General features: G+C 65.7%; 29 protein-coding genes. 13 read left to right on the forward strand and 16 right to left on the reverse strand.

Features of this window, described 5'->3' with window-relative positions; all coding sequences use genetic code 11:
• Positions 1-69: 69 nt before the first annotated feature.
• The 3 genes from J2X42_RS05760 to J2X42_RS05770 are packed head-to-tail and all read right to left on the reverse strand — an operon-like array spanning position 70 to position 4,296.
• On the reverse strand, positions 70-1,833 hold the full coding sequence (locus J2X42_RS05760) for a biotin carboxylase N-terminal domain-containing protein (protein WP_310163126.1): 1,764 nt from the start codon (positions 1,831-1,833) through the stop codon (positions 70-72).
• Positions 1,834-1,840: 7 nt separating this feature from the next.
• Complete coding sequence (locus J2X42_RS05765; protein WP_310163128.1) at positions 1,841-3,520, reverse strand: carboxyltransferase domain-containing protein; 1,680 nt, start codon at positions 3,518-3,520, stop codon at positions 1,841-1,843.
• A 17-nt stretch (positions 3,521-3,537) separates the two neighbouring features.
• On the reverse strand, positions 3,538-4,296 hold the full coding sequence (locus J2X42_RS05770) for a 5-oxoprolinase subunit PxpA (protein WP_310163130.1): 759 nt from the start codon (positions 4,294-4,296) through the stop codon (positions 3,538-3,540).
• Positions 4,297-4,409: 113 nt separating this feature from the next.
• Here J2X42_RS05770 and J2X42_RS05775 point away from each other — a divergent pair, with 113 nt between their 5' ends.
• A complete protein-coding gene (locus tag J2X42_RS05775) occupies positions 4,410-4,745 on the forward strand; it encodes a hypothetical protein (RefSeq protein WP_310163132.1) in 336 nt (111 codons plus the stop codon).
• A gap of 60 nt (positions 4,746-4,805) precedes the next feature.
• Here the strand turns inward: J2X42_RS05775 and J2X42_RS05780 are convergent, their stop codons facing one another.
• Both J2X42_RS05780 and J2X42_RS05785 read right to left on the reverse strand, forming a co-directional pair.
• Positions 4,806-5,345: a MarR family transcriptional regulator gene (locus J2X42_RS05780; protein ID WP_310163133.1), complete on the reverse strand. Its 540-nt coding sequence runs from the start codon at positions 5,343-5,345 to the stop codon at positions 4,806-4,808.
• Positions 5,346-5,526: 181 nt separating this feature from the next.
• Entirely contained in the window at positions 5,527-6,450 is a 924-nt protein-coding gene (locus J2X42_RS05785) for a LysR substrate-binding domain-containing protein (protein WP_310163134.1), read from the reverse strand.
• A 186-nt stretch (positions 6,451-6,636) separates the two neighbouring features.
• Here J2X42_RS05785 and J2X42_RS05790 point away from each other — a divergent pair, with 186 nt between their 5' ends.
• The 5 genes from J2X42_RS05790 to J2X42_RS05810 all read left to right on the forward strand — a co-directional run bounded on the left by J2X42_RS05790 (position 6,637) and on the right by J2X42_RS05810 (position 11,210).
• Positions 6,637-7,950: an extracellular solute-binding protein gene (locus J2X42_RS05790; RefSeq protein WP_310163137.1), complete on the forward strand. Its 1,314-nt coding sequence runs from the start codon at positions 6,637-6,639 to the stop codon at positions 7,948-7,950.
• Positions 7,951-8,078: 128 nt separating this feature from the next.
• Entirely contained in the window at positions 8,079-8,927 is an 849-nt protein-coding gene (locus J2X42_RS05795) for a sugar ABC transporter permease (RefSeq protein WP_310163139.1), read from the forward strand.
• A 2-nt stretch (positions 8,928-8,929) separates the two neighbouring features.
• Positions 8,930-9,856, forward strand: a complete 927-nt coding sequence (locus J2X42_RS05800) for a carbohydrate ABC transporter permease (protein ID WP_310163141.1) — start codon at positions 8,930-8,932, stop codon at positions 9,854-9,856.
• A gap of 38 nt (positions 9,857-9,894) precedes the next feature.
• A complete protein-coding gene (locus J2X42_RS05805) occupies positions 9,895-10,698 on the forward strand; it encodes a sugar phosphate isomerase/epimerase family protein (RefSeq protein WP_310163143.1) in 804 nt (267 codons plus the stop codon).
• Positions 10,699-10,784: 86 nt separating this feature from the next.
• On the forward strand, positions 10,785-11,210 hold the full coding sequence (locus J2X42_RS05810) for a universal stress protein (protein WP_310163144.1): 426 nt from the start codon (positions 10,785-10,787) through the stop codon (positions 11,208-11,210).
• 16 nt (positions 11,211-11,226) lie between these two features.
• Here the strand turns inward: J2X42_RS05810 and J2X42_RS05815 are convergent, their stop codons facing one another.
• Positions 11,227-12,051 carry a LysR family substrate-binding domain-containing protein gene (locus J2X42_RS05815; protein WP_396134024.1) on the reverse strand — a complete coding sequence of 275 codons (825 nt, stop codon included), beginning with the start codon at positions 12,049-12,051 and terminating at the stop codon, positions 11,227-11,229.
• Here J2X42_RS05815 and J2X42_RS05820 point away from each other — a divergent pair.
• Positions 12,014-12,418, forward strand: a complete 405-nt coding sequence (locus J2X42_RS05820) for a DUF5997 family protein (protein WP_066288419.1) — start codon at positions 12,014-12,016, stop codon at positions 12,416-12,418. The genes J2X42_RS05815 and J2X42_RS05820 overlap by 38 nt on opposite strands.
• A gap of 106 nt (positions 12,419-12,524) precedes the next feature.
• On the opposite strand, the gene J2X42_RS05825 is transcribed toward J2X42_RS05820, so the two are convergent.
• Complete coding sequence (locus J2X42_RS05825) at positions 12,525-12,905, reverse strand: VOC family protein (protein WP_310163149.1); 381 nt, start codon at positions 12,903-12,905, stop codon at positions 12,525-12,527.
• Positions 12,906-13,061: 156 nt separating this feature from the next.
• Between J2X42_RS05825 and J2X42_RS05830 the strand changes: the two genes are divergently transcribed.
• Positions 13,062-13,655 (forward strand): hypothetical protein, encoded by a 594-nt coding sequence (locus tag J2X42_RS05830; protein ID WP_310163150.1) that lies wholly within the window; start codon positions 13,062-13,064, stop codon positions 13,653-13,655.
• Positions 13,656-13,709: 54 nt separating this feature from the next.
• Here the strand turns inward: J2X42_RS05830 and J2X42_RS05835 are convergent, their stop codons facing one another.
• Both J2X42_RS05835 and J2X42_RS05840 read right to left on the reverse strand, forming a co-directional pair.
• Entirely contained in the window at positions 13,710-14,540 is an 831-nt protein-coding gene (locus J2X42_RS05835) for a class I SAM-dependent methyltransferase (protein WP_310163151.1), read from the reverse strand.
• A gap of 2 nt (positions 14,541-14,542) precedes the next feature.
• Positions 14,543-15,604 carry an NAD(P)/FAD-dependent oxidoreductase gene (locus tag J2X42_RS05840; RefSeq protein WP_310163153.1) on the reverse strand — a complete coding sequence of 354 codons (1,062 nt, stop codon included), beginning with the start codon at positions 15,602-15,604 and terminating at the stop codon, positions 14,543-14,545.
• A 121-nt stretch (positions 15,605-15,725) separates the two neighbouring features.
• Here J2X42_RS05840 and J2X42_RS05845 point away from each other — a divergent pair, with 121 nt between their 5' ends.
• From J2X42_RS05845 to J2X42_RS05855, 3 genes are all read left to right on the forward strand, one after another.
• The gene (locus J2X42_RS05845; RefSeq protein ID WP_310163156.1) at positions 15,726-16,310 is read left to right on the forward strand and encodes an XRE family transcriptional regulator; all 585 of its coding nucleotides are present in this window, start codon (positions 15,726-15,728) and stop codon (positions 16,308-16,310) included.
• A 109-nt stretch (positions 16,311-16,419) separates the two neighbouring features.
• Positions 16,420-17,385 carry a TM2 domain-containing protein gene (locus J2X42_RS05850; RefSeq protein ID WP_310163157.1) on the forward strand — a complete coding sequence of 322 codons (966 nt, stop codon included), beginning with the start codon at positions 16,420-16,422 and terminating at the stop codon, positions 17,383-17,385.
• 139 nt (positions 17,386-17,524) lie between these two features.
• On the forward strand, positions 17,525-18,127 hold the full coding sequence (locus J2X42_RS05855; RefSeq protein ID WP_310163158.1) for a DUF6919 domain-containing protein: 603 nt from the start codon (positions 17,525-17,527) through the stop codon (positions 18,125-18,127).
• Positions 18,128-18,155: 28 nt separating this feature from the next.
• On the opposite strand, the gene J2X42_RS05860 is transcribed toward J2X42_RS05855, so the two are convergent.
• On the reverse strand, positions 18,156-19,469 hold the full coding sequence (locus J2X42_RS05860) for a BNR-4 repeat-containing protein (protein ID WP_310163159.1): 1,314 nt from the start codon (positions 19,467-19,469) through the stop codon (positions 18,156-18,158).
• A 246-nt stretch (positions 19,470-19,715) separates the two neighbouring features.
• On the opposite strand from J2X42_RS05860, the gene J2X42_RS05865 reads away from it, so the two are divergent.
• Positions 19,716-20,099 (forward strand): DUF1304 family protein, encoded by a 384-nt coding sequence (locus J2X42_RS05865; RefSeq protein WP_310163369.1) that lies wholly within the window; start codon positions 19,716-19,718, stop codon positions 20,097-20,099.
• 69 nt (positions 20,100-20,168) lie between these two features.
• On the opposite strand, the gene J2X42_RS05870 is transcribed toward J2X42_RS05865, so the two are convergent.
• Positions 20,169-20,651 (reverse strand): pyridoxamine 5'-phosphate oxidase family protein, encoded by a 483-nt coding sequence (locus J2X42_RS05870; protein WP_310163160.1) that lies wholly within the window; start codon positions 20,649-20,651, stop codon positions 20,169-20,171.
• 97 nt (positions 20,652-20,748) lie between these two features.
• Complete coding sequence (locus J2X42_RS05875) at positions 20,749-22,140, reverse strand: NAD(P)/FAD-dependent oxidoreductase (RefSeq protein ID WP_310163161.1); 1,392 nt, start codon at positions 22,138-22,140, stop codon at positions 20,749-20,751.
• Positions 22,141-22,280: 140 nt separating this feature from the next.
• On the opposite strand from J2X42_RS05875, the gene J2X42_RS05880 reads away from it, so the two are divergent.
• Positions 22,281-22,997 carry a TetR family transcriptional regulator gene (locus J2X42_RS05880; RefSeq protein WP_310163163.1) on the forward strand — a complete coding sequence of 239 codons (717 nt, stop codon included), beginning with the start codon at positions 22,281-22,283 and terminating at the stop codon, positions 22,995-22,997.
• Positions 22,998-23,121: 124 nt separating this feature from the next.
• On the opposite strand, the gene J2X42_RS05885 is transcribed toward J2X42_RS05880, so the two are convergent.
• The 4 genes from J2X42_RS05885 to J2X42_RS05900 are packed head-to-tail and all read right to left on the reverse strand — an operon-like array spanning position 23,122 to position 26,596.
• Positions 23,122-23,526: a universal stress protein gene (locus tag J2X42_RS05885; protein ID WP_310163164.1), complete on the reverse strand. Its 405-nt coding sequence runs from the start codon at positions 23,524-23,526 to the stop codon at positions 23,122-23,124.
• A complete protein-coding gene (locus tag J2X42_RS05890) occupies positions 23,523-25,052 on the reverse strand; it encodes a tripartite tricarboxylate transporter permease (protein WP_310163166.1) in 1,530 nt (509 codons plus the stop codon). The genes J2X42_RS05885 and J2X42_RS05890 overlap by 4 nt, the downstream gene beginning before the upstream one ends.
• A 9-nt stretch (positions 25,053-25,061) precedes the next feature.
• Positions 25,062-25,598 carry a tripartite tricarboxylate transporter TctB family protein gene (locus J2X42_RS05895; protein WP_310163168.1) on the reverse strand — a complete coding sequence of 179 codons (537 nt, stop codon included), beginning with the start codon at positions 25,596-25,598 and terminating at the stop codon, positions 25,062-25,064.
• Positions 25,595-26,596 carry a tripartite tricarboxylate transporter substrate binding protein gene (locus tag J2X42_RS05900; RefSeq protein WP_310163171.1) on the reverse strand — a complete coding sequence of 334 codons (1,002 nt, stop codon included), beginning with the start codon at positions 26,594-26,596 and terminating at the stop codon, positions 25,595-25,597. The genes J2X42_RS05895 and J2X42_RS05900 overlap by 4 nt, the downstream gene beginning before the upstream one ends.
• Positions 26,597-26,614: the final 18 nt, after the last annotated feature.

The raw sequence follows: 26,614 nt of genomic DNA on the forward strand, positions 1-26,614 counted from the left end.
AGTAAAGGCACTGGGCGGACTCCTTTTTGCCGTCGCCAGCGTGCGCTGGTGCCTCAACGTATTGAGGCGTCAGCCGATCAGCGCCAGCACGGCCCCGGCCATCACGACGCCGCCGGACTGGGCCCTGACGTCGGTGACCGTGCCGTCACGGTGCGCAGCGACCTGGGTTTCCATCTTCATGGCCTCAAGCACCACCACGGGATCGCCCGCCGAAACTTCGGCGCCGGGCTCCACGAGCCACTTCACTACTGTTCCGGACATGCCGGCCCGGAGCTCACCGGGATCGGCGGCGGATCCGGCGGCAGCACCGCCGTCGTACTCCCCTTCAAGGGAAACCCCCGCGGGCACCGCGGCGCCGGACCGCGCCCAGCCATCCAGCAGGTCAGCGGGAAGGCCGACGGCGAGGCGCCGGCCGTCGACGTCAACGGTGATGGTGCGCCGCGCACCGTCCGGAACGGACGTGCCGAATTCCGGGTCAGCCGAGATGGAATCGGCGAAGTCCGTCTCGATCCAGCGGGTGTGGATGCCGAGCGCAGTCTCGGAGGTGAAGTCCGGGGCTTCGACGACGGCGCGGTGGAACGGCAGGACGGTGGCCACGCCGGTGATTTCCATTTCCGCGAGAGCGCGGCGGGCCCGGCGGAGCGCCTGCTGGCGGTCGGCACCGGTGACGATCAGCTTGGCCAGCAGGGAATCGAACTGCGGCGCCACGATGGAACCGGAGCGGACACCGGAGTCCAGCCGGATGCCCGGACCCGTGGGGCCGCTGAATGTCGCGATCGTTCCGGGCGACGGCAGGAAGCCCCGTCCGACGTCCTCGGCGTTGAGCCGGAATTCGAAGGAGTGGCCGCGCGGTTCGGGGTCGGCGGTGAAGCGCAGCGGCTCGCCGGCGGCGATGCGGAGCTGCTCCTGGACCAGGTCGATGCCGGTGGTCTCCTCGGTAATGGGGTGCTCCACCTGCAGGCGGGTGTTCACCTCGAGGAACGCGACGGTGCCGTCGGCGGCGACGAGGAATTCGACCGTGCCGGCCCCTGAGTAGGAGGCTTCGCGGCAGACTGCCTTGGCGGCGTCGTAAATCTGCCGGGTCTGTGCGTCGGTCAGGAAGGGCGCGGGTGCCTCTTCCACGAGTTTCTGGTGCCGGCGCTGCAGCGAGCAGTCGCGGGTTCCCACCACCACCACGTTGCCGTGCTTGTCCGCCAGGACCTGCGCCTCCACGTGCCGGGGCCGGTCCAGGTACCGTTCCACAAAGCACTCGCCGCGGCCAAAGGCCACCACTGCTTCGCGGACGGCCGAGTCGAAGGATTCCTCGATCTGGTCCATCTCGCGGACCACTTTCAGCCCGCGACCGCCGCCGCCGAAGGCCGCCTTGATGGCGATGGGCAAGCCGTGCTGTTCGGCGAATTCGCGGGCCTCGGCAGCCGTGGCCACAGGGCCGTCGCTGCCGGCCACCAACGGGGCCCCGGCGCGGACGGCAATTTCGCGCGCCGTGATCTTGTTGCCGAGCTGCCGGATGGCCTCCGGGGTGGGGCCGATCCAGGTCAGTCCCGCGTCCAGGACCGCCTGGGCAAATCCGGCGTTCTCGGACAGGAAGCCGTAGCCGGGATGGATGGCGTCAGCGCCGGAGTCCGCGGCCGCCTGCAGCAGTTTGGGGATGTCCAGGTAGGTCTCCGACGGGGCGTTCCCGCCCAGGCTGTATGCCTCGGTGGCGGCGGCCACGTGCATGGCATCGGCATCCACGTCCGCGTACACGGCCACGGATTCCAGGCCTGCGTCCTCGCAGGCACGGGCAATGCGGACGGCGATTTCTCCGCGGTTGGCGATCAGGACCTTGCGCATCAGTTGCTCACTTTGTCTGGGAAACGTCGGGGAAGGAAAAGCTGGTGGGCAGCCCGTAGCCGGGAGCCCAGCGGAACCGGATGGAACCGCCGATGGGAACCTGGGCGGCCAGGTCCAGCTGGTGGTCCACCACCACGCCGATGACCGGGTAGCCGCCCGTGATGGGGTGGTCGGCCAGGAACAGCACGGGCTGGCCTTCGGGCGGGATCTGGAGCGCGCCGGCCATGGTTCCCTCGCTCGGCAGCTCCCCCTCCCGGCTCCGGCCCAGCGGCGTTCCGTCCAGGCGCATGCCCACCCGGTTGGAGCGGGGCGTCACCGCCCAGTCCTGGCTGCAGAGCGATTCCAGCGCCGCGGCGTCGAACCAGTCGTCGCGCGGGCCGGGCACGATGTCCAGCACGGTAACGCCGGTGTCCGGAAACTCCGGCTGCAGTTCGGGGTTGCCCACCACGTTGGAGGACGTGGCCACTCCCGCGCCCAGCAGCTGTCCGGCAGCCAGCGGCGCGGGCCCGATCCCGGACATCGTGTCCGTGGACCGGCTGCCCAGCACCGCATCAGCCATGGCACCGCCGCGGATCGCGAGGTAGCTGCGGAAGCCGCGCTCGGGCGCCCCGATAGTCAGGATCTCGCCGTCGAGCAGGGCAAACGCCGTGGCCATGGGTACGGTTCGCAGCTGCTCCGGCTGTCCGCCGTCGCCGGCGCCGTCGTCCGCGCCGGGAGCGTCCGACGGCGTCACCACAGTCAGTGCCGACGGCGCACCGGCGACCGCCAGGACCTGGTCCCCCACAGCCTGCACGCGCAGCCCGCCGGCAACGGATTCGACGACGGCGGCGGACGGCTGGTTGCCCACGATCCGGTTGGCGCGCCGCACGGAGGAACGGTCCAGGGCTCCGGCGGAGGAGACGCCCAGGCCGGCATGGCCTGGCCGGCCGAGGTCCTGGATCAGGCTCTGCAGTCCCGGCGAGAGGATCCGCAGGCCCGACTGGATGTCCGCAGTGTTGGTGGCGGAGCCGGAGGCGGCGGATTCCTTTACCTCAACGAGTTCGCGCACGGCCCGGAACTGCACACGGTCTCCCGGTGCGGCCAGGGCCGGCTGGTCACGGCTGAGGTCCCACATGTGTGCCGCGGTGCGGCCGATCAGCTGCCAGCCGCCCGGGGACTTCCGCGGGTACACGGCGGAGTAATTGCCGGCCAGGGCAACGGAACCTGCGGGAACGGCCGTCCGGGGCGAGCTCCGGCGCGGCACTTCCAGCGCCTGGTTCTCGCCCACCATGTAGCCGAAGCCCGGGGCAAAGCCGCCGAAGGCCACGGTCCAGATCTGTCCGGTGTGGGCGGCGATGACGCCCTCGGCGCTGAGGCCGGTGAGCCGCGCTACTTCGGCGAGGTCCTCGCCGTCGTACACGGTATCGATCTGCACCAGCGTGCCCTCCGCATGGGACTGGACCGCCAGGTCCATCCCCAGCAGCAGGTCCCCCATCCGGCGGGCGGCGGCGGGTGAGTCCGCCTTGACCATCACGGTTTCGGCGGCGGCCAGGACGTCCACCTGGCCGGGCAGCGGATCCTCCAGGAGGAGGGCCTGCAGGGCAAGCACATCGTGGAGCCCGGAGAGTTCGGCGAGCACCGCCGTCGTGCCTACCGGCCGGACGGCGAGCACACGGGCTGCGGCGCTGGTTTCGCTGACTGTTTCCATGGGGAACATTCCGCGGCTCAGGCGAATGCCGAAATGGTGACGCCGGCGGCCGCAAGCGCGGCTTTGACGGCGGTGGCCATTTCCACGGCCCCCGGGGAGTCGCCGTGGACGCAGATGCTCTCGGCGTGGATTTTCAGGACCGAGCCGTCAACGGTGCGGACGGATGATTCGGTGGCCATCCGGAGCACGTGCTCGGCCACCTGGGCCGGGTCCTCCAGCACGGCGCCGGGCAGGGAACGGGACACCAGGGTGCCGTCGGGGTTGTAGGCCCGGTCCGCGAAGGCCTCCGTGACGGGCCGCAGTCCGGCGGCTTCGGCCAGCCGGAGCACTTCGGATCCCGGCAGGCCAAGGATGGGAAGTGACGGGTCAACGGATTTCACGGCGTCCACCACGGCCTGCGCCTGGGCGGTGTGGTGGACGATGGCGTTGTAGAGGCCGCCGTGGGGTTTCACGTACCGGACCCGGGCGCCCTCTGCGGCGGCCAGGGCCTGCAGGGCGCCGAGTTGGTAGACGACGTCGTCAGCGAGTTCGCCAGGGCTGATGTCCAGGAAGCGGCGGCCGAAGCCGGCCAGGTCCCTGTAGCCCACGTGCGCGCCGATGACCACATTGGCGGCCGCGGCCTGGCGGCAGGTGGCCCTGATGACGCTGGGATCCCCGGCATGGAACCCGCAGGCCACGTTGGCGCTGCTGACGGATCGGAACATGGCCGAATCATCGCCGAGCGTCCAGCGCCCGAATGATTCGCCTACGTCACTGTTCAGGTCGATGCTTGCCATTGTGATCCTCATCTCATGGGTGTGCTCTACCAAGAATGCCCTAAAACCCTAAATTGTTCAACAATCCAACGATGTTGAATCTGAGGAATTTTCCGGGCCGTTAGGCTGGAACCATGAAACGCCGCTTTGCTGCCCTGTCCGCCGTCCCCCTGATGCTCGTCCTCGCCGGCTGCGGATCCGTGCAGGAGGCCGCCGAAACGGCGGCCAGCGACGCCGCCTCCAAGGTCGCCACCGCCGCGGCCGATGAGGTGACCAGGCAGGTCTGCGCCGTGATCCAGGACGGCCTGGTCAGCGTGGAGGACAAGGCGGCGCTCGGCGGGCTCGTCGCAGCCGCCGAAACAGCCGGCGTCCCCGCCGAGATTACGACGCCGCTGGGCCAGATCGCCGATGCCGGGGACCAGGTTCCGGCCGAGTCAGTTAGTGCCCTGAAGGCAGCCTGCCCCGCCTAATTGCTTGCCCCGCCTAGTTACTAGCTACCTGCCCCGCCTAATTAAAGGGCGCGGTGCCGGTCATCCGCGCCAGTTGTCGATGTTGTCCACTCCGTGGAGCCTGGGGGCCTGGTCTCCCGCGTGGCGGGCACGCCGGTCGTCGTACTCCGGGAACGGCACGACGGCGGAGCCCGGCCCCGGGCCCGGCAGGGAACCCACCAGCTTGGCCAGCTCCTCCTGGAGCACCTTCCAGCCAATGGCCGGATCCTGGGGATAGGCGCGGAGTTCGGCCTGCCCCGCGGCAGCCAGCGCGGCCGCGCCCGCATCGGTGAGCTCCACCCGGAACTGCCTCCGGTCAACCGCCTGCCGCGTCCGCGTAATGTGGCCGGTTCCCTCAAGCCGGAGCAGGACACGTCCGAGGGTCTGGCTCTGCACGTGGACCACTTCCGCCAGCTGCTCCTGATTAAGGGGTCCGTCGGCAAGCCCCTCGAGGGCTATGACGGCGGCGCGGGTCAGGCCCAGCGGCGCGAGCGCATCATCCTGCCGGCGCTGGACCATCCGTGCGGCGAGCGTCAGCAGGCGGTAGCTGTTCCGTGCATCTGGATCAAGATTGCTGGTCATCGGCCGCTGCCTCCTATGGATGGCGGATCGGGCGCAATGTCACCTCGATATGGTGCATCACTTCCACCTCCACCATAAGCATGCTTACCATGCAGATTGCAAGTATGCTTATTATTCCTCGCCACACGTGCGGGCGCTCCGGCCGGGCCGGAGGGTGCCGGACGCAGTCTGATCCCAGTTCTTAATTGCCGTGTAGCGCTTGTGCCTTAGCCATACTCGCCCGGTCGGCCAGAAGGCCCTTGAGGATCCCCTCCACCACGACAGCTTGCTCCGACAATGGCTGATGGCTCCCCGTGCAAAGGGCCAAACCAATTTCAGCAACCGGGTCCTCAAGTTCATGGAGCCGGACCCCGGGATGGCTGTCCAGGGCAGGAAAGGCCGACAGGGGAAGAATTGTCGCCCCGAGCCCCCTGTCGATCAGCTCGAGCAGAGTGGGCATTGACTCGACCTCGCCAAGCAGCCGGGGAAAGAGATTTTGTTGCTGGAAGGCCGCGTCGACGGCAAGCCGAATGGAATGCTGGCGCGACGGAAGAAAGACTCCCACGTCCGTCAGCGCCGTGAAGGAGACGGTGGCCGCAAGGCCGGCCTTGGCATTGGCCGCCAAATACAGCCTTTCGCGATCGATGGGCTCCACATGCACGGCCCGGAGCGGCACAGGCGTATACAGCACGCCCAGATCCATCTGCCCGGTGGCGATCGCCTCGCTCAGGATCCCGCCGAAGTTCTCCCTGACATGCAGGACAATCCTTGGGGCCGCCGTGCGAACAGCCTCAATGAGCGGCACGGCCAAGGCGGCAGCAAGACTGTATGGTGCCAGACCCACCGAAACGCGCCCGCCAGGTCCGTCCGACGCCGATTTGACTTCCTGGACGGCGTTGTCGACGCCTCGGATGATGGACTGGGCATGCCTGTAAAGCACCCGCCCTGCGGCCGTGGGTTCCACCCCCTGCTTGGTCCTAACCAACAGCTGCACGGACAGCTTTGTTTCAAGGTTCGACAAGTGCTGGCTCAGCGCCGACTGCGCGAGGTGAAGGGCTATGGCAGCGCGCGAAATGCTGCCAAGATCAACAGTCTTAACGAAGGCCTCGAGCTTCCAGGTATCCATACGCTCCCTTTTCCGTTCCCCGGGCTCCAATTATCCCAGAGTCGGAAACCACCCATCGTGATGGCAGATATGGGCATCTCGAACCCGTATGGTGACGCCCCTCACAGAGGCAATTTTGCTGGGTACAGTCGGTCTTAACCCTCAAATCGAGGACCTCTTTCTGGAGGAAAAGCCGAGGATCAACCCATGACTAAACTGACTCTTTTCCGCTCGCTTCTGGCCGCGGGATGCTCGGTCGCTTTGATTTGCTCCGCGGGATGTTCGTCGTCCCAGCCGGTCAGCACCGCAGACGATGGCCAACCCTTGGAGGTTTGGTCCCGCAGCGGACCCGAGGCGGCCAAGACCTATCAGGCGGTTCTCGACGCCTTTACCCAAAAGACCGGCATTAAGGTGGACTACCTAGCCACGGTGGAGTTCGAGACGCAACTTCAGGCACGCGCGGCGGCCAAGGATCTCCCGGACGTCATGATCTATGACCAGGCCAGCATGGCGGGCTACGCCGAAAAAGGCATGCTGCTGCCGGTCAAACGCGATGCCATCGCAGGCGCCGACCAACTCAGCGACGCTTCGTGGGAGTCCGTGCAAACGGCCGACGGCAGCCACTATGCAGTTCCCTTCAGCCAGCACGCCCAAATTACCTTCATCCGCAAAGATTGGAGAGAACGTCTTGGCATTGCTTCGCCCAAGACCCATGATGAACTCCTGGACCTGGCCACCGCATTCGCCACGGGAGACCCGGACGGTAACGGCGTCAACGGGGATACCTACGGGATGACTATTCCCGGAACAACTGACCGTGGATTCTTCACTTGGTGGGCTTCGTCGTATCTGTGGCAACGCGGCGGCAGCATCGTCAGCGGCGGCGACGGGAAGTACGCCGTTGAGGTGGACAGTCCCGGGACGGTCAAGGCGGTTTCCTGGTTGAAGGAACTCTTCTGCACACCAAACATGGTCCAGCCCGGGGCCCTGACCAACGCCAGTGCCACGCCGTTCTTCGCGGAAGGAAAGTCAGGGATCTATCAGACCGGGCCCTACGCATTCGTCAACTTCGACAAATCCCCCGGCAAAGACAAGTACGAGGTCATCGCAGCACCCAAGGGACCGGGCGGGGGCACAACACTGACCGAACGGACCAGCATCTATTTCGGCGCCTCCACGAACAAACCGGACAAGCAGCAGGCCCTCGCCGAATTCCTCATCTCGCCCGAGGCCCAGAAGATTGGCATGACTGCCCCGGGACAGCCCGTTGTCCGCATCCCAGTCAACGAGTCGGTAGATGCAGCTGCAGTTTACGGGGATCAGCGCTGGACGGTAGTCCAGGACCAGCTGGCCGACTCGAAACTGCTGCCCTCTGACATCGACTTCACCGTCATCCGCCAGGATGTCGCTGAAACCCTGAACTCAATGTTTGGCCAGTGCTCATCCGACGTGCAGGCCGAGTTGTCCTCCCTCGCTGACCGCATCACCGAGGACCTCGAGAGCAGGAAAGCGCTCCGATGACAGAGCGCAGCGTCCGCCCGGCTCCCTCTCCTGCTCCGGCCCCCCGCCCGGAACCCGAGAGGGAACCGGCCCCGGCCGGAGGAAGGGCACGAACCGTGGTCCGGCGGCGGCGCAGGGCCTTTCCTTGGATGGTCTGGCTCCTGCTCTTCCCGGCCCTGCTGCTGTTCATGTACTTCAAGTTCATCCCGATGTTTGCCGGCATCTCGATGAGCTTCCACAAAGTCCGCCCCTTCCTCGGCGACATCTGGGTGGGCCTGGATAACTACCTCACAGTCTTCAGCGACCCCAAGTTCGGCAGCGCCATCTGGCACACGCTGGTCCTCGGTTTCGGCCAGTCCACCGGAGCCGTCATTGGCGGCCTTGCCCTGGCCATGATCCTCGAAGGCGCCAGCCGCCACCTGGCACTGGTACGGACCCTGGCGTTCCTGCCCGTTGTCACCGCCACCGCCGTGATCGGTGAAGTCTGGCGGATCATCTACTTTCCAGCCCCTGACGGCCTCCTCAACTCAATCCTCGGACTCGTCGGCATCGGACCGGTGCGCTTCCTCGAAGACGCCGACACCGCACTGGCGTCCGTCATGGCCGTAGGCATCTGGCAAGGCGCACCGTACAACATGGTGATCATCCTCGCCGGCCTCGCCGCCGTTGACCGCTCACTTTACGAAGCCGGAGCCATCGACGGCGTGAACACCTGGCAGCGCCTCAGATACATCGTCCTCCCCGCGCTCCGCCCGGCGATGACCATCGTGATAGTCCTGGCCGCCATCCGCAGCCTCCGGGTCTTCACAGATGTCTGGGTCCTGACAGGTGGCGGGCCCTCCGGCGCTACGGACGTCTGGATGACCCGGGTCTACTCCCTGGGCTTCGAACGCAACGATATCGGCGTGGCGTCCGCTGCCTCGGTCCTATTACTTGTCGCAACTCTTTTATTGACCCTGGGCTCAGTGCTGGTCATGCGACGCAGGAAGGAGAGCTGACCGTGTCCGTTGACAACCAGACCCCCGCAGCAACCCCCGTCAAGATACTCCGGCGAAGCACGCAACAGGACAGCAGATTCGAATCAGCCTTGGGATGGCAGAGCGGCAAGACATCATCCATCCTCCTCCGGACAGGGCTGGCACTGATCGTCGTCCTGCTTTTCGCCGGGCCCATCCTTGCGATCATCGCCAGCGCCTTCGACCTGAATTCAGACCCCACACGGCTGAGCCTCATTCCGCAGAATCCCAGCCTGCGCAACTTTGAAGTAGCAACCGATCGCGGCGTCTGGGGCTTCTTCTTCAACTCCGTCCTCATCGCCGGCTTCGGGCTGCTCCTCCAGACAGTCATCGCCGTGACAAGCGCCTACGCACTGGCCCGGCACAAGTTCCGCGGCCAGGCAGTGGTACTCGGCCTGTTCCTCGCCACCATGATGCTGCCCGAGGAAGTGGTGGCCGTTCCCCTCGCCGTTGTTCTGGGAGACGTACCACTCACCGGCATCAACATGCGCGGCACCATCTGGGCGGTGGCATTGCCCGTCGCCGCTTCGGCCTTCTCCATTCTGGTGATGACGGCATTTATGAAGGACATCCCGGACGAAATTGAAGAAGCGGCAAAGATCGACGGCGCCGGTGAGATCCGCATGCTTTGCCAGGTCATCCTTCCCCTGTGCAAGCCCGCGCTGGGCGTCATCACCATCTTCGGCTTCATCGGCGTCTGGGACCAATACCTGCTTCCGCTGATCGCGGCCAACAACACCTCGGACTACACCATCACCGTGGCACTGGCCAGCCTGCGTGCCGACGTCCAGGTCGGCACAGGCGTCCTCCTCGCGGGGGCATTCCTTGCCCTCATCCCATCTTTGGTGGTTTATCTTCTCCTCCAAAACTCCCTGGTCCGCGGTATGACCACCGGTGCTGTCAAAGGCTGACAGCGCCTGCAAAACCCACAGAAAGTAGGATCCCTGACATGATTTTGTCGACGGTAACGGACGAGGTCACGCCCGACCGGTCCCCCACCGCATTTCCCCGAATCTTCGAAGCGACCACGGCAGAAGGGATCAATGACGTTGAGATCCGCATGGTCGAGGCCAAAAGATTCCCCGTCGTGGACCCGGACGCCTGGGACCGACTCAAATCTTCAGCAAGAGACTTTGGCGTCACCCTTTCCGCGGTCTCACCAGGGCTGTTCAAGGCACCCCTGAGCAGCGACCTGCTGTCATTGCACGCCAACGGCGTCCTTGATATGAGCCTTGACCTGGCCGAACGCCTGGACATCAGGACGCTGATCGTCTTCGGCGTAATGCGCGGGAAGGACGATACCGCCGCCGATGTTCAACAGGTGATCGACTTACTCGGCCAGACCTCCGACCGCGCCGAACGGCGGGGCTTCGCCGTGCAGCTGGAGAACATCCCAGGCTCGTGGGCTGACACCGGCGAAAACTGCCTCGCACTGCTTAAGGGCGTAGGAAGGGACAACTTCGGATACGTGTGGGACACCGGAAATCTCTATGAGGCAGAAGAAAAGCACTTCCGCGAGAGCTACGAACTGCTGAAGCCCTACATCCGCAACGTGCACCTGAAGGACGGACAATTCGTGGACGGCGTCATGACCTGGCAGCACTTCGGCACGGGAGTCACGGACATTGCCGGGCAGGTGTCCGCTCTCAAGGCTGACGGCTACGCGGGAAAGCTCACTATGGAAGCCAAGTGCGAGCCTCATATGGACGAGGACTTCATAAATTCTGTCCGCTATTTGAAGTCAGTCCTCTAGACCGTCTGTATCCTCATTGAAGCTGCCGGCGCCGGGGCGCGGGCAGCTTCAATGCGTACAGCACAGCAACAAAAGGGAGCATGCAAATGGGTGGAGTCATCGTCGTTGGAGTCGACAGCAGCGAAACGGCCAGTAAAGCCGCAGAGTGCGCACGGGACCTCGCGGTTTCGCTGGGGGCGTCCCTGCACGTGGTGACTGCGTTCGAGACCGAGCGTGCGGAGGTTATCGGCCGCGGCACGGACCAGATCGTCATCTCCGAGGCCGACAGCGCCGAACGCGTCGCCAAGAAGCTTGCCGGCTCAGCCGGGCAGCCGCTGAACGTGACTTTTTCGGCCACCCGCGGCAAGCCGGCCGAGGCCCTCATCAAAGAAGCAACCCGCCTGGATGCCACCATGATTGTGGTGGGCAACAAGAGGATGCGCGGCATTGGCCGGGTTCTGGGCAGCGTGGCCAACAGCGTGGCGCACAATGCCCCCTGTGACGTCTACATCGCCAACACCTACGACGACTGATCCCCTCCCGAACGGCTCAGCGCTTGCCCTTTTTCCGCGATCCCTTGCCCCGGCCCTTGTCGGGGTTGGGGGCGTAGCGCTGGGCCACCTTGGGCTTCTTGACGGCAGGCCCCCGCCGGTCCGGCTTCGGCTCCTTCTTGGGCTTCTCCTGCTGGGCTGACGGCTGCCGGGAGCTCTGCGCCGTCCGGCCACGGACTATGCCGATGAACTCCTCGATGATTTCATCCGTGGAGTCACTCGGCCACGCAACCGCGATTTCCGTGGCGGGGGCGCCGGTCAGGCGCCTGGCAACGGTGTCCTTGACGTTGAAGTGGCGCGCCACGGACATCGGGAGAATGATCAGGCCGGCCCCTGACGCCACTACCTGCATGGCCATTTCCGCGCCGCCAAGTTCAGCCACATCCAGGAAGGTCTCTTGGGCCAGGTCGGCCAGGGCAACTTCCTCGAACACCGAGATTTCGTGCCCCTTGGGAGCCACCACCACGGGCTGCTCCTCATACAGGGGAATCACACTGAGGCCTTCGCGCTCCACGGGGAGCCGGACGAAGCTGAGGTCCGCGGAACCGTCACGGAGCACCTGCAGCTGCGCGCCGTCGTCGGACATAAACGACTGCAGCGGGATGTCCAGCACGCGCTCCTCCCAGCGGCGGATCCACTTGCCCGGAGTCACGCCGGCAACGTAGGCGAAACGAAGCACCCGCGGCGCCTCTTCCTCCGTTGATTCGGAGGGGCTGGGGTTCTGCGGGGATTCATTGTCAGCGGGCACGTCTTCACAGTACCGCCCGCCCGGATACCCTTGAAGCATGACCTCTGCAAACTCCCAGTCCATGAAGCCGGCCACCGTTGCCAAGAAGCTTGGCATCTACCTGCCCGCAACACCGCAGGAGTTCCAGGATTCAACCATCACCCGCGCCGATTTCGCCGAGCTCCAGGCCAACCCGCCGGAGTGGCTCGCCGAACTCCGCCGCAACGGGCCGCACCCGCGCCCCGTGGTGGCCCAGAAACTGAACGTCTCCATCAGCGGCCTGGCCCGCGGCGGTGTTGAGGAAGCGCTGACGACGGCGGAAATCACCGCGCTGCTGCAGGCTCCCCCCGCGTGGCTGGTCACCGAGCGCTCCACCCACGCTGCCGTCCGCGCCGAGGCCCAGCGGGTCAAGGACGAGGCAGCCAAGAAGGACGCTAAGAAAGCCCGCGCCAAGGCAGAGTAGACCGTTTCGCTCCGCGAATCCTAGGCTTGTTCGCGGATCCTGGCCTTCAAGGGCCGGATCCGCGGACAAGCCTTTTTGGTACCTGTCCTGTACTCCCGGCGGGGCGTCAGTCCTGGTGCAGCTGGACGAAATTGCCGCAGCCGTCGTCGAACACCGCACTGATCCCGGAAGGGTCCTCGGACGGTTCACCCTTGAACGCCACGCCTGCCTCGATGAGCCGTTTGTACTCCGCCCGGACATCCGGTACGCCGAAGACGATGGCCGGGATTCCGGCGTCGTGCAGGGCGCTCATGTAGTTCGCCCCGATCGGGTTGTCGCTGGGCTCCAGCAGCAGGCCCACCGAACCGGCTTCCGCACCCGGGTCCTTGACGATGAACAGGTTGTATTCGGGCATCGCCATCAAGGTCTCAAAACCCAGGGTCTGCGTGTAGAACGTGTGGGCGGCGGCGGGGTCCTGGACGTGGATGCTGCACATTTTGAGTCGCATGGTCCTACGCTACGCGGTGCCGCCACGGCTGAGTAGCTCGTATTCCGGGGGTTGCGCGTGCCCGCGACCTGCCCATTGACCCGGGTGGCCGCAGGGGCTGGAATGGAAGTAGCAACCCGGAGTCCTGGGCCGGGCCTGACGCTGGGAGGTGCCGCGGTGACCGCCTTAACAGAATCCGTCCTTTCGGGAGCCTGGCAGTTGTTGTTCTGGGGGGCCGTGCTGGCCTGCGCGGTGGCGGCGACGGTTTTTGCCGTCCGGTTGCACTCCGCGCCGGAGCCGGCGGGCCGTGCTTCGGACACGCTGTTCTGGGACGTATTTATGGGTTCGGCCGTGGCAGTCCCGGCGCTCCTGATCCCCACGCTGGCCTCGCCATGGTCCGGGCTGGTGCTCGCCGCGGTGGGCGGGGCAACAGGCGTCGCTGCCTACCGGGGCCATCCGCGGATCATGGCGTGGCACACCGGCCGGCGGCAGCGCCGGCAGGAGCAGCCCCTCCATACGGCAGCGCAGGCTGAACACACCACACTCCTGGCCCGCTGGAGCCGCTACGAGCTGGACCCTGCGTTCTGCATCGACTACCCGGCCATGACTGACGTCCGCCAGCCCGAAACCGCGGCAGTGATCAGGGCGATGCGGGAAGCCGAGCAGCTCCGGACCGTCCCCCAGCAGGGGTACGTCCCCGCCGTCGCGCGCCTGCGCCTGGCCCTGACGGAAGCCGAAAAAGCGGCGGGAATCCCGGCCGCTGCCGACTGAGCCCGCCGGTGGCATCCCTGCGTTTCGCGGCAAAGCCTATGGCTGCCTCTGGTTTTAGTCGACGGTGGCAATCCAGGCGGTCCGGGTGGCGCGCGGTTCCAGTTCGATGTTGTCGGAGAACTGCTCCAGCAGGTTTTCCACGGCACCACGGTCCTCTGCGGTCAGCGCCGCCAGATGCAGGAAGCGCGCGAACCACTGCCGGGCGTACTCCCGTGCAGCCGGTGTTACCGGTGCGTTGGTTGTCACCTCGGACCGCGTGACGCCGAAACCGGCGACCTCGAGGACCGGGGTCCAGTCCGGGTGGCGGTTCCACCCCTCGGCCGCCGCAGCGGCGTGGCAGCGCTGCTCCAGCAGCGCCCCGGGCAAGTTTTTGAGGAAGCGTGGCAGTGTGGCGAGTTCGGCGACCACCAGCACCCCACCCGGCGCGAGTGCCCGGTGGACCTCCGACAGGAGCCGGGCGGGGTTGGCGAGGTGGTGCAGCGATGACGACGCCCACACCAGGTCAACCGGTGCCCCGGCCGCTGTCACCGCCGCATCCGAAGTGTTCAGGGTGCCGGCAAGAACAGGGAGGCCGTCGTCGAGGTCGGCAGCCACGACGGCAAAGCCCTGCCTGTGCAGCACTTCGAGCATCTCCGGGTCGTTGTCGATGCATGTCAGCGACGCGTCGGGATAGCGCCCGCGAAGCAGCCGGCTGCCCGCGCCGGTGCCGGCACCGAGGTCAACGACGCTGCGCGCCGCCGACACCCCGGCCATGTCCAGGACCGCTGCGAGGTTGCCGCCGAACACTTCGGCGTCGAGGTCCAGGACGCGGTGCTGGTCATGGCTGCCAGGGTGCTGGTGATGAAGATGGGAATCGTCCGGCGTCCGGATTGGCACGTGGTTCATACTCATCTACTTTCTGTTGTGGCAGCAGGGCCCATGCCGGCCGTCTGGCGCCCCTCAAGGCCATGGCGCCGGTGACCCGCCACCAGCTCGGCGGCCGCCGCTTCCGAGGCAGCCGAGAAGGGGCCGAAGTGCCCCTCAACCGCCCATCGGGTTTCTTCTTCGATAAGGTCGGCGTTGATTCTGGCGCCGGCCATAACACCCTCGGCCGCCGCGGTGATCACCTGGGCCATGATGTTTGAGACGTTGCCCGCCGCGTACACGCCGGGGACGGCCGTGGCACCCATGGCGTCGGTCTCAATAAAGCACCCGGCCCCCGACGGGTGCTCCTGGGACTCCAGCCCGAGTGATTCCAGCAGGGCGGATCTGGCCTCCATCCGGGTTCCGACAGCCAGGGCCTGCACGTCGAAGGAGGATCCCTGGCGGAGCGTGAGCCCGGTGAGGACACCGTCGACGGCGTCAATGGAAGCCACGGCGCCGTCAACGACCGCTACGGACCGGGCCGCGAGCTTTTCCCACTCATCGTCAGTGGGTTCCACGGTGTCGTTGAGGAAAAGGGTGATGTCGGGGGACCACTGACGGAACAACAGTGCCTGATGGACGGACAGCGGGCCGGTGCCCAGCACTCCAATCTTTTGCCCGCGGATTTCCCAGCCGTGGCAGTAGGGGCAGTGCACCACGCCCTTTCCCCACTGTTCCCGCAGCCCGTCGAGGGGAGGCAGCCCGTCTGTCAGGCCGGTGGTGACGAGGAGGCGCCTGCCGGAGAACCGGCGCGCATCCCCGAGAGTCACCTCGAACCCATCCGGGGTCAGGCGTGCCGAGGCGGCCTCGCCGTCGATGACCGTTCCGCCGTAGGAGTGCACTTCGCTGCGGCCGACGGAGATGAGTTCCCCGGGGTTCATGCCGTCCCTCGAAAGATAACCGTGCACACCGGCCGCGGGTGCGTTCCGTGGAGTTCCGGCATCGATGACCAGCACCGGGCGCAGCGCCCGGCCCAGCGTTGTGGCCGCGCTGAGTCCCGCCGCGCCGCCGCCAATAATGACAACGTCATACCGTGTGGTGTCCATACAAATTCGTCCTTCGTCGCGTCCTGAAAGTTGCCCCCAGCGTTCCGTGGGCGGTTTAACTAGCTTTCAACGCACCACCAATTACCGGCAAACATTATTGCCACTATGGCAAAATGGAGGAATGGCGAATGAACTTGACGACGTTCTCGGGGCGGTCGGCCCCCGGCTGCGGGCCCTCCGTGCTGAACGGAACCTCACCCTCGGCGAGGTGTCCTCCGCCTCCGGGGTCTCGGTGAGCACCCTGTCCCGGCTGGAATCCGGCCAGCGCCGGCCAAACCTCGAAATCCTGCTGCCCCTCGCGAGGTTGTACGGTGTTCCCCTCGATGATCTGGTCGGCGCCCCGCCCACCGGGGATCCGCGGATCCACCTCCGGCCCATCACCCATGCCGGCATGACAGCAGTTCCGCTCACCCGCCGCCCAGGAGGACTGCAGGCCTTCAAGATGGTGCTCGACGGTGATAGCCGCGGGGCCGAGCCAGACCCCCGCGTCCACGAAGGCTACGAATGGCTGTACATCCTCAACGGACGGCTGCGCCTGGTGCTGGGCGACAAAGACTTTGAACTTCGCCCTGGCGAAGCCGCGGAATTCGACACCCACACACCGCACTGGTTCGCCAGCGCCGACGGCAGGCCCGTCGAGTTCATCAGCCTTTTTGGACAGCAGGGCGAGCGGATGCACGTTCGCGCGCGGCCCAAGCCCGCCTAGCCGGGCCGTCGTCTAGACTCTATGGAGCATCATCGGTACTGGGGGCAGCCGATCATGGATCCCCCATGCTGTGAGCGCCTCAGGCCAACAGAAACGGGATCCACGAACCATGAGTCACCCCAGCTACCCTCACCCGCCCCAGAATGACACCGGAGCAGGAGCTCCGCCGATCCCGGATGCACCGTCCACCTTCGGAGGGCAGTACTACCAGGGTGGGCAGCAGGGCGGATACCAGCCAGGTCCCGGCCAGGGCCCTTACGGACACGTTCCCTACGCCACCGGTCCGGGAAAGTCCTTCCTCACCACCTGGCTCCTGTCCCTCCTCCTGGGCAACCTGGGTGTGGACCGCTTCTACCTGGGCAAGATCGGCACCGGCATCGCCAAGCTGCTGACCGGCGGCGGGCTCGGCATCTGGTCCATCGTGGACCTGATCATGACCCTGACCGGAAATACGCGGGACAAGGAAGGCCGCCCGCTCGAAGGGTACCCCGAGCACAAGGTCAAGGCCTGGATCATCACGGGCGTCGTCTGGGTCCTCGGCATGGTGGTGGGAACCGTGGTCACCCTGGCGTCCATTGCGTCCACTGCCGCCGTAGTGAATGAACTTCAGAAGTCGACCACCCAGTCGGCCGCTGCTGAGGACACTGCGGCCAGCGAAGCGGCGTCCGCTCCGGCGCCCGGCACCGCTGATGGAAACGCCTTTGACATCACCGTATCCGAGGGCAACACGGTAAAGGTCACCGTGATCGACTCCCTCTACGTCACCGAGATTCCCACCATGTCCTACATGAAGCCGAACAACGGCGGATTCCTCCTGGTGGAGGTCTCGTGGGAGACCCTGACCGGAACCAGTTCCCCGAACCCTGCAAACTTCGAGGCCTACGATGCAGACGGCAAGGAAGGCGAGGGGATCTACATGGAGACGGGGGGCCTGCAGGCCGAAGACAGCACGGCGGGACAGGTCCACAGCGGCGTCATCGCGTTCGACATCAAGAACGGACCGACCACCATCAACATCAGCGACGACTTCGGCGACAAGGCAGCCACGTTCACCCTGACGCCGCCGGTCGGTTAATAGCCGATCCACGCCTACTAAAAACCCGCGGCTCCCATTCCGGGGCCGCGGGTTTTTGATGCATGGCCGGACCGGCGGAGGTTAAGTGCTGTGTCGCGGCGGCTGGAGTGCGGTGACAGGGCGCCGGTAGCATCCGAGGATGGAACCCACACAAGCGGAAGTCCGTGACCAGTTCGGCAGGAACCTGGAGGACAAGGGCGCCTGGCGGCAGGCAACCACCCTTGACGCCGCCGGGGAACTGACGGCCCGCTGGCTCGAGGGCAACAGCGAGTATCAGCCAGCCACCTTCACCGCCCGCTACGACGACGAAACAGAACCCATCGCCGTCGAACTCGCAGCCCTCAACAGAAGCGGCCTCTTCACCAAGGAATCCCAGCCCGGCCTCCAGTCAGAAGGCACCGCCCAGCGCCAGTACGTCACAGGGTTCTGCAGCTCCGAAACGGCTGCCGCCCTCCTGGCCCTGTCTGCCCGGTCCGAACTGGTGGCCGTGGCCCACGCCCCGGGCGAGGCCAGCAGCGCGTCCATCCCCGTAACGCTCGACGGCGGCGAGGTGGTCACCGTCCTGGGCTCCAGCGAGAACCCGGTCACCGAGGACCAGATCCGCGACTGGGCCGAGGAAACCAACGACAGCCTCGCTTTGCTGCTCGCCGACTCCTGGTACGTGGAGATCCTGGACCCCGCCTGGGGCCGGAACGACGTCCTGCTGCCGGCTGTCTTCGCCGCGCTGACCACAGGCAAATAGCCAGTTCCGGGTAGCGGCCGCACGCCCGCTACCCGGCAGCCGGGTTCTCCCCGACGACGACGACAATCTCCGTTTCATACGCCTGCGATGACCGCATGGACCCGCGGAACCAGCAGGCGGCGTGCACACCGGCGTCACCGGGAACCACCATCGGCCGCAGGTTGTCCACAGCGGAATCCGCGGTGACTGCATCCCATTCCCAGCCCGCGCCGCCGTCGGACGTCCGCCCCGAGTAGATCTCGTAGTGCTCCGTCGGCTCGCCGGAGCGCGGATCCACCGGGGCCGAGATGTACACATGGTCAAGGTCGTACGGGTCCACGGCGCCCAGACCCGTGTAATCCTGCTCGTGCGGGAGGTATCCGGGGCCGGCAACGGCGAGCGGGTGCAGGGTCCACTCCGAGCCGTCAAAGCGCGCGTACAGCAGGCGGTGATCGTCGACGTCGAGCTGCTGGACCCGCTGGAGGACTCCAGTGACGTCGTTTGCCCGGCAGGTGATGATCGCGGCGAGCTGGGTTCCCTGCCGCCGCAGGTCCGCCGTCCAGCCGTGGGTGAGGACGTCGCCGTCGAGCTCGGTGCCGGCCGCGAAAATGGTGGTCAGCCCTACCTGGCTGACTCCGGCGGACCCGATCAGGGGCTTGCTGATGACCTGGCCGGCGGCGTCGTGGAGTGCATCGCCCTGGATGTAGCCGTGGTAGATGCTGTTGTTGAAATCGCGGGGGTGGTGGTCCGTGGTGATCAGGTCGATCCGCTCAGTGCCGTCGGAGCTGTACCGGGTGTAGCCGTTGACGTAGCCCACCTTGGGCCGGGTGAAGAGCTTGCCCCCGTAGCTCCAGGTGCTGCCGTCGTCGTCGGAAACCATCAGGGTGGGGTCATCGTTGATGGCGCGGACAAAGTTGTAGGTCCGCGACTCAGCGGCGAGGCGGTGCAGGTTGGAATAGGTGGCCCCGCGGCCGTCCGCGAGCTCGGTCCAGTCGAAAACCTGCTCCGGCTCCCACTCACTGGCGTCATGCGGCCGGACCGAAACACGCCAGCGGGAGTAGTTGTCAGTTTTGTGCTTGGCATACATCGCCAGGTAGCGGCCGTCCGGCCGGATCAGCAGGGCGGGCGCGTTGTGGTCATCCGATTCGAGTTGCTCATGGAGTACGTGGACCTTGCTTTCACCTGTGGCAAAGTCCAGGACCGCCACCTCGATGTTCCCGCCGCGGCTTTCGCCGCCGGGCCCCTCGGGGGCGGCCACTGATCCCACCAGCAGGGTGTTGTTCACTGGATCGATCAGCGCCCGTTCATCCTGGAACCAGCACCAGGCGCCGTTGTTGTTGAGGAGGACGGGAGCGTGCGTCATTGGACTTCCTTGGGATTGCATCGTTTCAAAAGATGATCCTGATTATCCTAGTCAACTTGCGGACTGGAAAACAGGGGCCGCCGGCGTGCAGCGAAGCGGCACGTCAGTGACGGCTTACGCGGCGGGGTCGATTGACGCGCCAGGATCGGAGGCAGCCATCAGACCTCTTGATGGCCCCGGTGTCCGCGGCGTAACCTGCACAGGAAGGCCGCGGGGTGTACCGGCCTTGCCTGGTGGAGGGTGAGGATGAATCTTCTGAGTCAGATTTTCGCCGGAACGACGGCCTTGGCCCTGGTCAGCGTCGGCCTGCTGGAGATCTTCCGTCACGGCGACCGCCGCTTTTACAGGATCTTTCTGATCAAACCTGAAGATGTTCCGGCCGTTCGCATGTGGGCGATGAATGTCGGTGCCTACAACATCGCCTTTGCATTGGGCATCGCCTCGGGACTTTGGATGGTGAACTTTTCCGGCAACGCCGCCAGTGGGTCAGCGATCGTGCTCTTCTGCTGCGCGAGCCAGTTCATCCTTGGCATCTGGCTGTGGATCACCGAGAAACGCCTGCTCACCAGTGCCATCGGACAGGCACTCGGTCCAGGCCTGGCATTGGTCTTCTACTTTTTCCTGCGGTGAAGCCCGGTTCCTGCAGTGAACCCCGGGCAGCCGCCAGCGCGGCTGCCCGGGCCCGGTCCTCCAGGCACACTACAGCTCTACGGTGCCGCTTTCGCCCACGCTCATCCGGCTATGGGTGACCTTTGACTTCACCCACTGCAGGACCGTGGCGGCCGTCCCGCCGGGGCTGGTCCAATATTCGGCCGAGTCCGAATCCACCCGGAGCAGGCACACCTCAGGGGTGTCGGGGCCGTCGGGGAACCACGCCTCAACGGTCTGGTTCCACATCTCGCGGATCTTGGCGCGGTCCGTCACCACTTCCGCCGTGCCGGCCACGGAAACCCATTCGGTGCGCCTGCCAAAGGAAACATTGACGCGCGGATCAGCCCGGACATGGGACACCTGGGAGGTGCCCAGGCCCGTGAAGAACCACATGTCGCCGTCGTCCAGGACGTCCTGGACGGCCAGCGGCCGGCTGACCAGGGCGCCTTCTTCGTTGATGGTGGTCAACATCCCGATCCGGGAACCGTTGATGATGTCTGTAACTTTGCTGATGTTCTCAGTGTCCGTCATGCCCTCACCTCGTTCTGGTCAAAAGGGGAAGCTCCCCTGTGCCAGCCTATTGGTAAGCATGCTTATTTTCTAGTAGAGCTGCAGCAACCCCGCCCCGCTACACTCCGGCGGGCTCCCGCACGCGCGAAAGCTCGGCAATGCGGGCTGCGGTCAGCCGGCCCATCCGGATGGCGCCATCCACGTGCTGGTAGCCTTCGGCGGCGAGGTCCGAGGAGCACCAGTAGATGGGGCCAACCGGTGCGTGCTGGTCCTTCCCGTAGCGGTGGAGTCCGCCCAGGTCGTAGCTGGAGGCGTAGGCACCCCGGGTCCACTCCTCGGAGCCCCAGTCCGATTCGTAGTACACCTCGGGCTCAAGGGCCTTGTCCCCCAGGAACCCGGCGACCGACTCCAGCACCACGCGCCTGCGTTCGTCGGCACCCAACTCGAAGACGGCGTCGGCCTTTTCATCCGAAATGAAACCCACCAGCGTTCCGCGGGCATCGCCGTGATTGGTGTTGTCGTAGACCTCCTGGACCAGCGATCCGGCGCCGAAGCCCGTGCCGGACAGGCCGTCTTCGCGCCAGAACGGCGTGCTGTAGACGGCGTGGACCTTGATGACCAGGCCCAGTGACTGGTGCTGGTGCATCTGGTGCTGGCGGCGCGGCAGCGGCGGATTGAAGGACACGCGCGAGTACAGATTGGGCGGCACGGCCATGATCACGAACCGCGCGTTCACGGTGGCCCGCTCGGAGACCACACTGACGCTGTGGCCGCCGTCGTCGCCTTCCGTCCAGTTGATGGTGCGCACCGGACTGTTAAGGACGACGTCGTCACCCAGCTCCCGCGCCTGGAGCAGGGAGACCTGCTGCATCCCGCCCACCACGCGCTTGTCCAGGATGAAGTCCTCGTCGGTGAGATGTGTGAACGACCCGGCGGACGCGGCCATCAGCACGGCCTGGAGGGCGGAGAAGGCGTGCGCGGGCTTGGTGAGCATCCCGCCGGCGATGAACAGTCCGATGTTGTTGCAGGCTTCCTCATTGTCGGAGTTGGCGCGCAGCCAGTGGTGGAAGGAAATGGTGTCCAGTTCGCGGGCCTTCGGATGTGCCCACGGCTCGGTGGCGCCGATTTCGGCGGCGAGGCCGTCCAGCAGGGCAATGAGCTTGTCCATTTCGACGGCGGTGGCCGGGTCCACCGGGAAGGAGTCGCCGGTGTAGCGCACGGGTTTGCCGTCGGCACCGATGTAGACAGACTCGCCGTCGCGGTAGCGGGAGTACGTTTTCAGGCCCAGTTCGTCCAGCAGGTCCAGCAGAACCGTCTGGTCCGGCGAGACCCACTGGCCGCCGATCTCCAGCACGGCGCCGTCAACGGTGTCCGTCCAGGTCCGGCCGCCTACGCGGTCGCGGGCTTCCAGCACGGCCACGCTCAGGCCGACTTTTTTCAGTTCACGGGCTGCGGTCAACCCGGAGGGTCCCGCTCCCACGACCACAACGTCGCGGTTTAGGTTCAGCATGATGTCCTCTCTGCGGCTGCGCGGGTGATGCGCATCACTAAATGAATGTCATTCATTTATTAGAACTATAGCGGTTTGTCCGCGGCTCCGGAAGAGGCGGGTGGAATAATACTGGGGAACCCCCACGAAAGGCCCGCACCATGCCGGCAGCCGCCGCCCCAGGAACCACCGCCGGAACGGCCGGCACTACGGCCGACTCCACTGACGCGTCAAAAGGCGTTCGACGCCGGGCGGGCCGCCCCTCCGCGGCCCTGCTGGACCAGGCCGGGATCACGGCAGCCGCACTGGAACTCATTGGCAGGAAGGGCTACGACGGCCTCACCATGGCTGCCCTGGCACGCCAGCTGGACGTGGCGCCGTCGGCCCTTTACAACCATGTGGCCTCCAAACGGGACGTGCTCCTGCTCGTCGAGGACCATCTCGCGGCGCTGGTGGACGTTTCGGGATTCGGGGCCGGGTCCTGGGAGGATGCGGTGCGCACGTGGGCATGGAGCTACCGGGATGTTTTTGCCCAGCACACGCCGCTCATCCCGGTCATCGCAGTGCTGCCCGTGACGGACGCGCCGCAGACATTGGCCATGTACGAGACCGTGAGCGGCGGGTTCCTGGCGGCAGGCTTCCCGGAGGAACGGATAGTGTCGGCCATCGTGGCCCTGGAGTCGTTCATTTTCGGCTCCGCCTACGACGTCACGGCCCCCGCGGACATTTTCGACGCCGGCAGCATGGCCGGTGCCACCCCGCACTTCACGGCGGCGGTGCGAAGCCTGGCGGCGCGGGGTGACGAGCGTCCTGCGGACGTGGCCTTTGGCCTGGGGCTTGAGGCCCTCATCACCGGGCTCGGGGCACTGCGGCGCTGACGGCATTCCAAGGCGTGGCCACGCCTAAGTGGGGCACATTGGCACGGACACGCCGCGGTTTCGGCCTGGTGCCCGGGTTGTGTTGCCCAAAGTGCCCCACGACGGCGGGACTCACCGCCTGGGGCTAGAAGCCGGCTCCGTCGGCCTTGACCGCCAGAACGGGGCGGTCGGCCTGCATCAGGATCCGCTGGGCGTGGCTGCCGAGGATGAATTTGCCCACCTGGGTCCGGTGCCTTAGCCCGATGACGATCAGGGACGCGTCAGCCTCGCGGGCGACGTCCAGGAACTCGTCGGCCAGATCGTGCTGGTAAGGCGGCTGGATCACCGTCGCCCTGACGCCGGCGTCCGAAGCACGGCGGGCTGCCTGTTCCAGGACGTCGTCGGCAGCCACTGACTTGTCCACCAGCGCGCCTTCCCTGGCCGAGTTGACGATCACCAGGTCCTCGTTGCGGAGCCTGGCTTCCGCAATGCCTGCCGTCAGCGCGGCTTCTCCTGCGGGTGTGGGGACGAATCCGACGATGATGCTCATACCTTCTCCTTGATTTCAGGCGTGACGGCCGTGGTGGCAATGGGTTTCCGCCTGGTGAGGGCCCCGCGGATGGCCGGGAGGACCGCTACCAGCACGAAGACCGCCAGCAGGGTCGCCGAAATAGGGCGGTCGAAGAAACCGAGGGGATCTCCGCCGAAGACCAGCAGTGAGCGGCGCATCGAGCTCTCGAGCAGTTCGCCGAGCACAAAGGCCAGAACCAAAGGACCCGGTTCGAAGCCGAACTTCTTCATGAGGTAGCCGATGATGCCGAACACCACCACCAGGGTGACATCGAACATGCTGTTGTTGATGGTGTAGGCGCCCAACAGCGTGATCAGGGCCGTGACCGGCGCCAGGATGGCGGCCCGGACCCGGAGGATCTTCACGAAGATGCCCACGAGCGGCAGGCTCATGATCAGCAGCAGGATGTTGCCGATATACATGGAGTTCACCACGCCCCAGAAGAGCTCCGGGTTCTGTTCCACCAGCTGCGGTCCGGGCGTGACGCCCTGGATCAGCAGCGCACCGAACATCAGCGCCATCGTGGCGTTGGCCGGAATGCCAAGCGTCAGCAGCGGGATGAAAGACGACGTCGCGGCAGCGTTGTTGGCGGTTTCCGGTCCGGCGACGCCCTCCGGGGCGCCCTTGCCGAAGCGCTCAGGCTGCTTGGCCCGTTTCTTCTCCATGGCGTAGGAGGCCATCGACGCAATGGTGGCGCCGCCGCCCGGAAGGATTCCCAGGAAAAAGCCGAGCACGGATCCGCGGCCGATGGCTCCGGACGCCTGCTTGAGGTCCTGGCGGGAAGGCCAGACATTCGTGACTTTCGACGGCGCTTTGGCGGCCCGGTGCCGTTCCTCAAGGTTGTAGAGGATTTCGCCGAGGCCGAAGATGCCCATGGCGATCGGCACAAAATCGATGCCGTCGGCCAGTTGCAGGCTGCCGAAGGTGAAGCGGCTCTCACCGGTGAAGATGTCCCGGCCAACTGTGGCGAGCAGGAGTCCAAGGGCCGCGGCGATGAGCGCCTTGGTTTTCGATCCGCTGCTGATGGTGGCCACCAGCAGGATGCCGAGCATCGCCAGCGCGGTGTACTCGGGCGGGCCGAAGTCCAGGGCGAAACTGGCCACGATGGGGGCGAGGAAGGTCAGGCCGATGATGGAGGCGGTTCCACCGATGAACGAGCCAATGGACGCCAGGCCCAGGGCCGTGCCGGCCCTGCCCTGTTTTGCCATCTGGTAGCCGTCGAACACGGTGACCACCGAGGATGCTTCACCAGGAAGCCGCAGGAGCACGGAGGTGATGGTGCCGCCGTACTGTGCGCCGTAGAAGATTCCGGCCAGCATGATGATGGCCGTCACGGGCTCGACGTTGTAGGTGAGCGGAAGGAGGATGGCGATGGTTGCCGCGGGCCCCAGGCCTGGCAGCACGCCGATCAGCATGCCGATCACGACGCCGATCAGGCAGTAAAGGAGGTTGGTCGGCTCCAGGACTACCGCAAATCCGTTAATAACGGGATTCAGAAAATCCACGGGGGTCTCCTAGAAGAGGTGGGGGATGGAGGTCTTGAGCGCGAAGACGAAGATTGCGTAGAAGGCAATCACGACGGCGGCACTGACCAGCAGTGTGGATCGCCACGTTTCGCCGCCGAGGAACCGCATCCAGATGACGCACAGCACCAGGGCCGGCAGCTCGAAGCCAACGAGCGGCATCAGGGCAACCATGGCGGCGAGCGTCACCAGGCCGGTCAGCGGCGCGGTGGACATGCGGGTGAACTTCTCCGCATCCCTGTTGTGCCGGCCAAGGACCAGCTGGAAAACGCCGAGGGCAACCATGACCAGGCTGATGATGAACGGCCACAGGCCGGGCTGGGGCTTGTCGGGCGTGCCCAGCCCCATGGCTACAGACAGGATGGTGGCGCCGACGCCAACACCGATGACTACCAGGGACGAGGACGCATTGGCCCAGGAACCGGCCGCGGGAGGCTTTTCCTCCTCCCACTGGGCGGCGAGCTGCTCTGGCGTCAGGTCATCCACTTCGCCGGTGGACTCGGTGGGGGTTTCCTTCACGGAAATCACTTATTTCCACTGAGGCTGATGTCGTACTTCTCCACCAGTTCCTTGTACTTCGCTGCGTATTCCTTCCACTCGGTGACAACTTCCTCACCGGAAATCTCCTTCGGCGTCAGCAGGTTCTTTTTGTTGAATTCCTTGTAGGCCTCCGTTTTGAAGGTGTCCTGGAAGGCGGCGAGCAGCTTTTCCTTGACGTCGGCGGGAGTGCCCTTGGGAGCCGCGACGGCCCGGTACTGCGCAACGGGGACGTCGTAGCCCGCTTCCTTGGCGGTGGGGGTGTCCGGCAGGAAGCTGTTGCGCTCCTCCGAGAAGACCAGGAGCGGCGTCACCTTGCCGGCATCGATCTGCGGCATCGCCTCGCCGAGCTGGATGGTGGCGAGCTCAACCTGGTTGCCGAGGACCGCCGTCAGGGCGGGTTTGCCACTGTCGAAGGGAATGTCGGTGCCTTTGACGTCGGCCTGCTTGAAGAGCACGGTCTGGGCGAGCTGGCTTCCGGTGCCAACACCTGTCGTTCCGAAGGTGACGTTGCGGCCGGCGCCGGCCACGTCGTCGAACGTCTTGAATCCTGACTGGGTGCTGGCCACCAGGACGTAGTCGTCCTGCGACAGCCCCGCGATGATGTCCAGGTCGTCGATGTTCACGGCTTCGTCCTGGCTGACGGCCAGGGGAGTAATAGTGATGAGGGACGCGGTGAGGAGAACCAGTTCCTGGCCGTCGGCCGGCTTGCCGGCCACTTCCTTGGTGGCCAGTGCGCCGTTGGCGCCTGGCTTGTTCACTACAGGCATCGGCTGGCCGAGGGACTTGGAAGCACCTTCAGCGAGTGCCCGGGCGATCAGGTCCGTGCTGCCGCCGGCTGCCTGGCCCACCGTGAAATTGATGGGGCCTGACGGGTACTTGGCGGAGTCTGCCTTGCCACCGGCCACGTTGCCGCACGCGGTCAGGGCCAGAAGCGTCAGGGCGGAGGCAGCACCGAGAACTGTGCGGCGCGTGGGGAAGTGCATCATTGGAACTCCTTGGGGAAA

This window comes from Arthrobacter sp. BE255, assembly GCF_031457335.1.
Lineage (GTDB): Bacteria > Actinomycetota > Actinomycetes > Actinomycetales > Micrococcaceae > Arthrobacter.

Coding starts and splice junctions, on each gene's coding strand:
- J2X42_RS05760 (WP_310163126.1), bottom strand. CDS start 1,833: ATGCGCAAGGTCCTGATCGCCAACCGCGGAGAAATCGCCGTCCGCATT.
- J2X42_RS05765 (WP_310163128.1), bottom strand. CDS start 3,520: ATGGAAACAGTCAGCGAAACCAGCGCCGCAGCCCGTGTGCTCGCCGTC.
- J2X42_RS05770 (WP_310163130.1), bottom strand. CDS start 4,296: ATGGCAAGCATCGACCTGAACAGTGACGTAGGCGAATCATTCGGGCGC.
- J2X42_RS05775 (WP_310163132.1), top strand. CDS start 4,410: ATGAAACGCCGCTTTGCTGCCCTGTCCGCCGTCCCCCTGATGCTCGTC.
- J2X42_RS05780 (WP_310163133.1), bottom strand. CDS start 5,345: ATGACCAGCAATCTTGATCCAGATGCACGGAACAGCTACCGCCTGCTG.
- J2X42_RS05785 (WP_310163134.1), bottom strand. CDS start 6,450: ATGGATACCTGGAAGCTCGAGGCCTTCGTTAAGACTGTTGATCTTGGC.
- J2X42_RS05790 (WP_310163137.1), top strand. CDS start 6,637: ATGACTAAACTGACTCTTTTCCGCTCGCTTCTGGCCGCGGGATGCTCG.
- J2X42_RS05795 (WP_310163139.1), top strand. CDS start 8,079: ATGGTCTGGCTCCTGCTCTTCCCGGCCCTGCTGCTGTTCATGTACTTC.
- J2X42_RS05805 (WP_310163143.1), top strand. CDS start 9,895: ATGATTTTGTCGACGGTAACGGACGAGGTCACGCCCGACCGGTCCCCC.
- J2X42_RS05810 (WP_310163144.1), top strand. CDS start 10,785: ATGGGTGGAGTCATCGTCGTTGGAGTCGACAGCAGCGAAACGGCCAGT.
- J2X42_RS05820 (WP_066288419.1), top strand. CDS start 12,014: ATGACCTCTGCAAACTCCCAGTCCATGAAGCCGGCCACCGTTGCCAAG.
- J2X42_RS05825 (WP_310163149.1), bottom strand. CDS start 12,905: ATGCGACTCAAAATGTGCAGCATCCACGTCCAGGACCCCGCCGCCGCC.
- J2X42_RS05835 (WP_310163151.1), bottom strand. CDS start 14,540: ATGAACCACGTGCCAATCCGGACGCCGGACGATTCCCATCTTCATCAC.
- J2X42_RS05840 (WP_310163153.1), bottom strand. CDS start 15,604: ATGGACACCACACGGTATGACGTTGTCATTATTGGCGGCGGCGCGGCG.
- J2X42_RS05845 (WP_310163156.1), top strand. CDS start 15,726: ATGGCGAATGAACTTGACGACGTTCTCGGGGCGGTCGGCCCCCGGCTG.
- J2X42_RS05850 (WP_310163157.1), top strand. CDS start 16,420: ATGAGTCACCCCAGCTACCCTCACCCGCCCCAGAATGACACCGGAGCA.
- J2X42_RS05855 (WP_310163158.1), top strand. CDS start 17,525: ATGGAACCCACACAAGCGGAAGTCCGTGACCAGTTCGGCAGGAACCTG.
- J2X42_RS05860 (WP_310163159.1), bottom strand. CDS start 19,469: ATGACGCACGCTCCCGTCCTCCTCAACAACAACGGCGCCTGGTGCTGG.
- J2X42_RS05865 (WP_310163369.1), top strand. CDS start 19,716: ATGAATCTTCTGAGTCAGATTTTCGCCGGAACGACGGCCTTGGCCCTG.
- J2X42_RS05870 (WP_310163160.1), bottom strand. CDS start 20,651: ATGACGGACACTGAGAACATCAGCAAAGTTACAGACATCATCAACGGT.
- J2X42_RS05875 (WP_310163161.1), bottom strand. CDS start 22,140: ATGCTGAACCTAAACCGCGACGTTGTGGTCGTGGGAGCGGGACCCTCC.
- J2X42_RS05880 (WP_310163163.1), top strand. CDS start 22,281: ATGCCGGCAGCCGCCGCCCCAGGAACCACCGCCGGAACGGCCGGCACT.
- J2X42_RS05885 (WP_310163164.1), bottom strand. CDS start 23,526: ATGAGCATCATCGTCGGATTCGTCCCCACACCCGCAGGAGAAGCCGCG.
- J2X42_RS05900 (WP_310163171.1), bottom strand. CDS start 26,596: ATGATGCACTTCCCCACGCGCCGCACAGTTCTCGGTGCTGCCTCCGCC.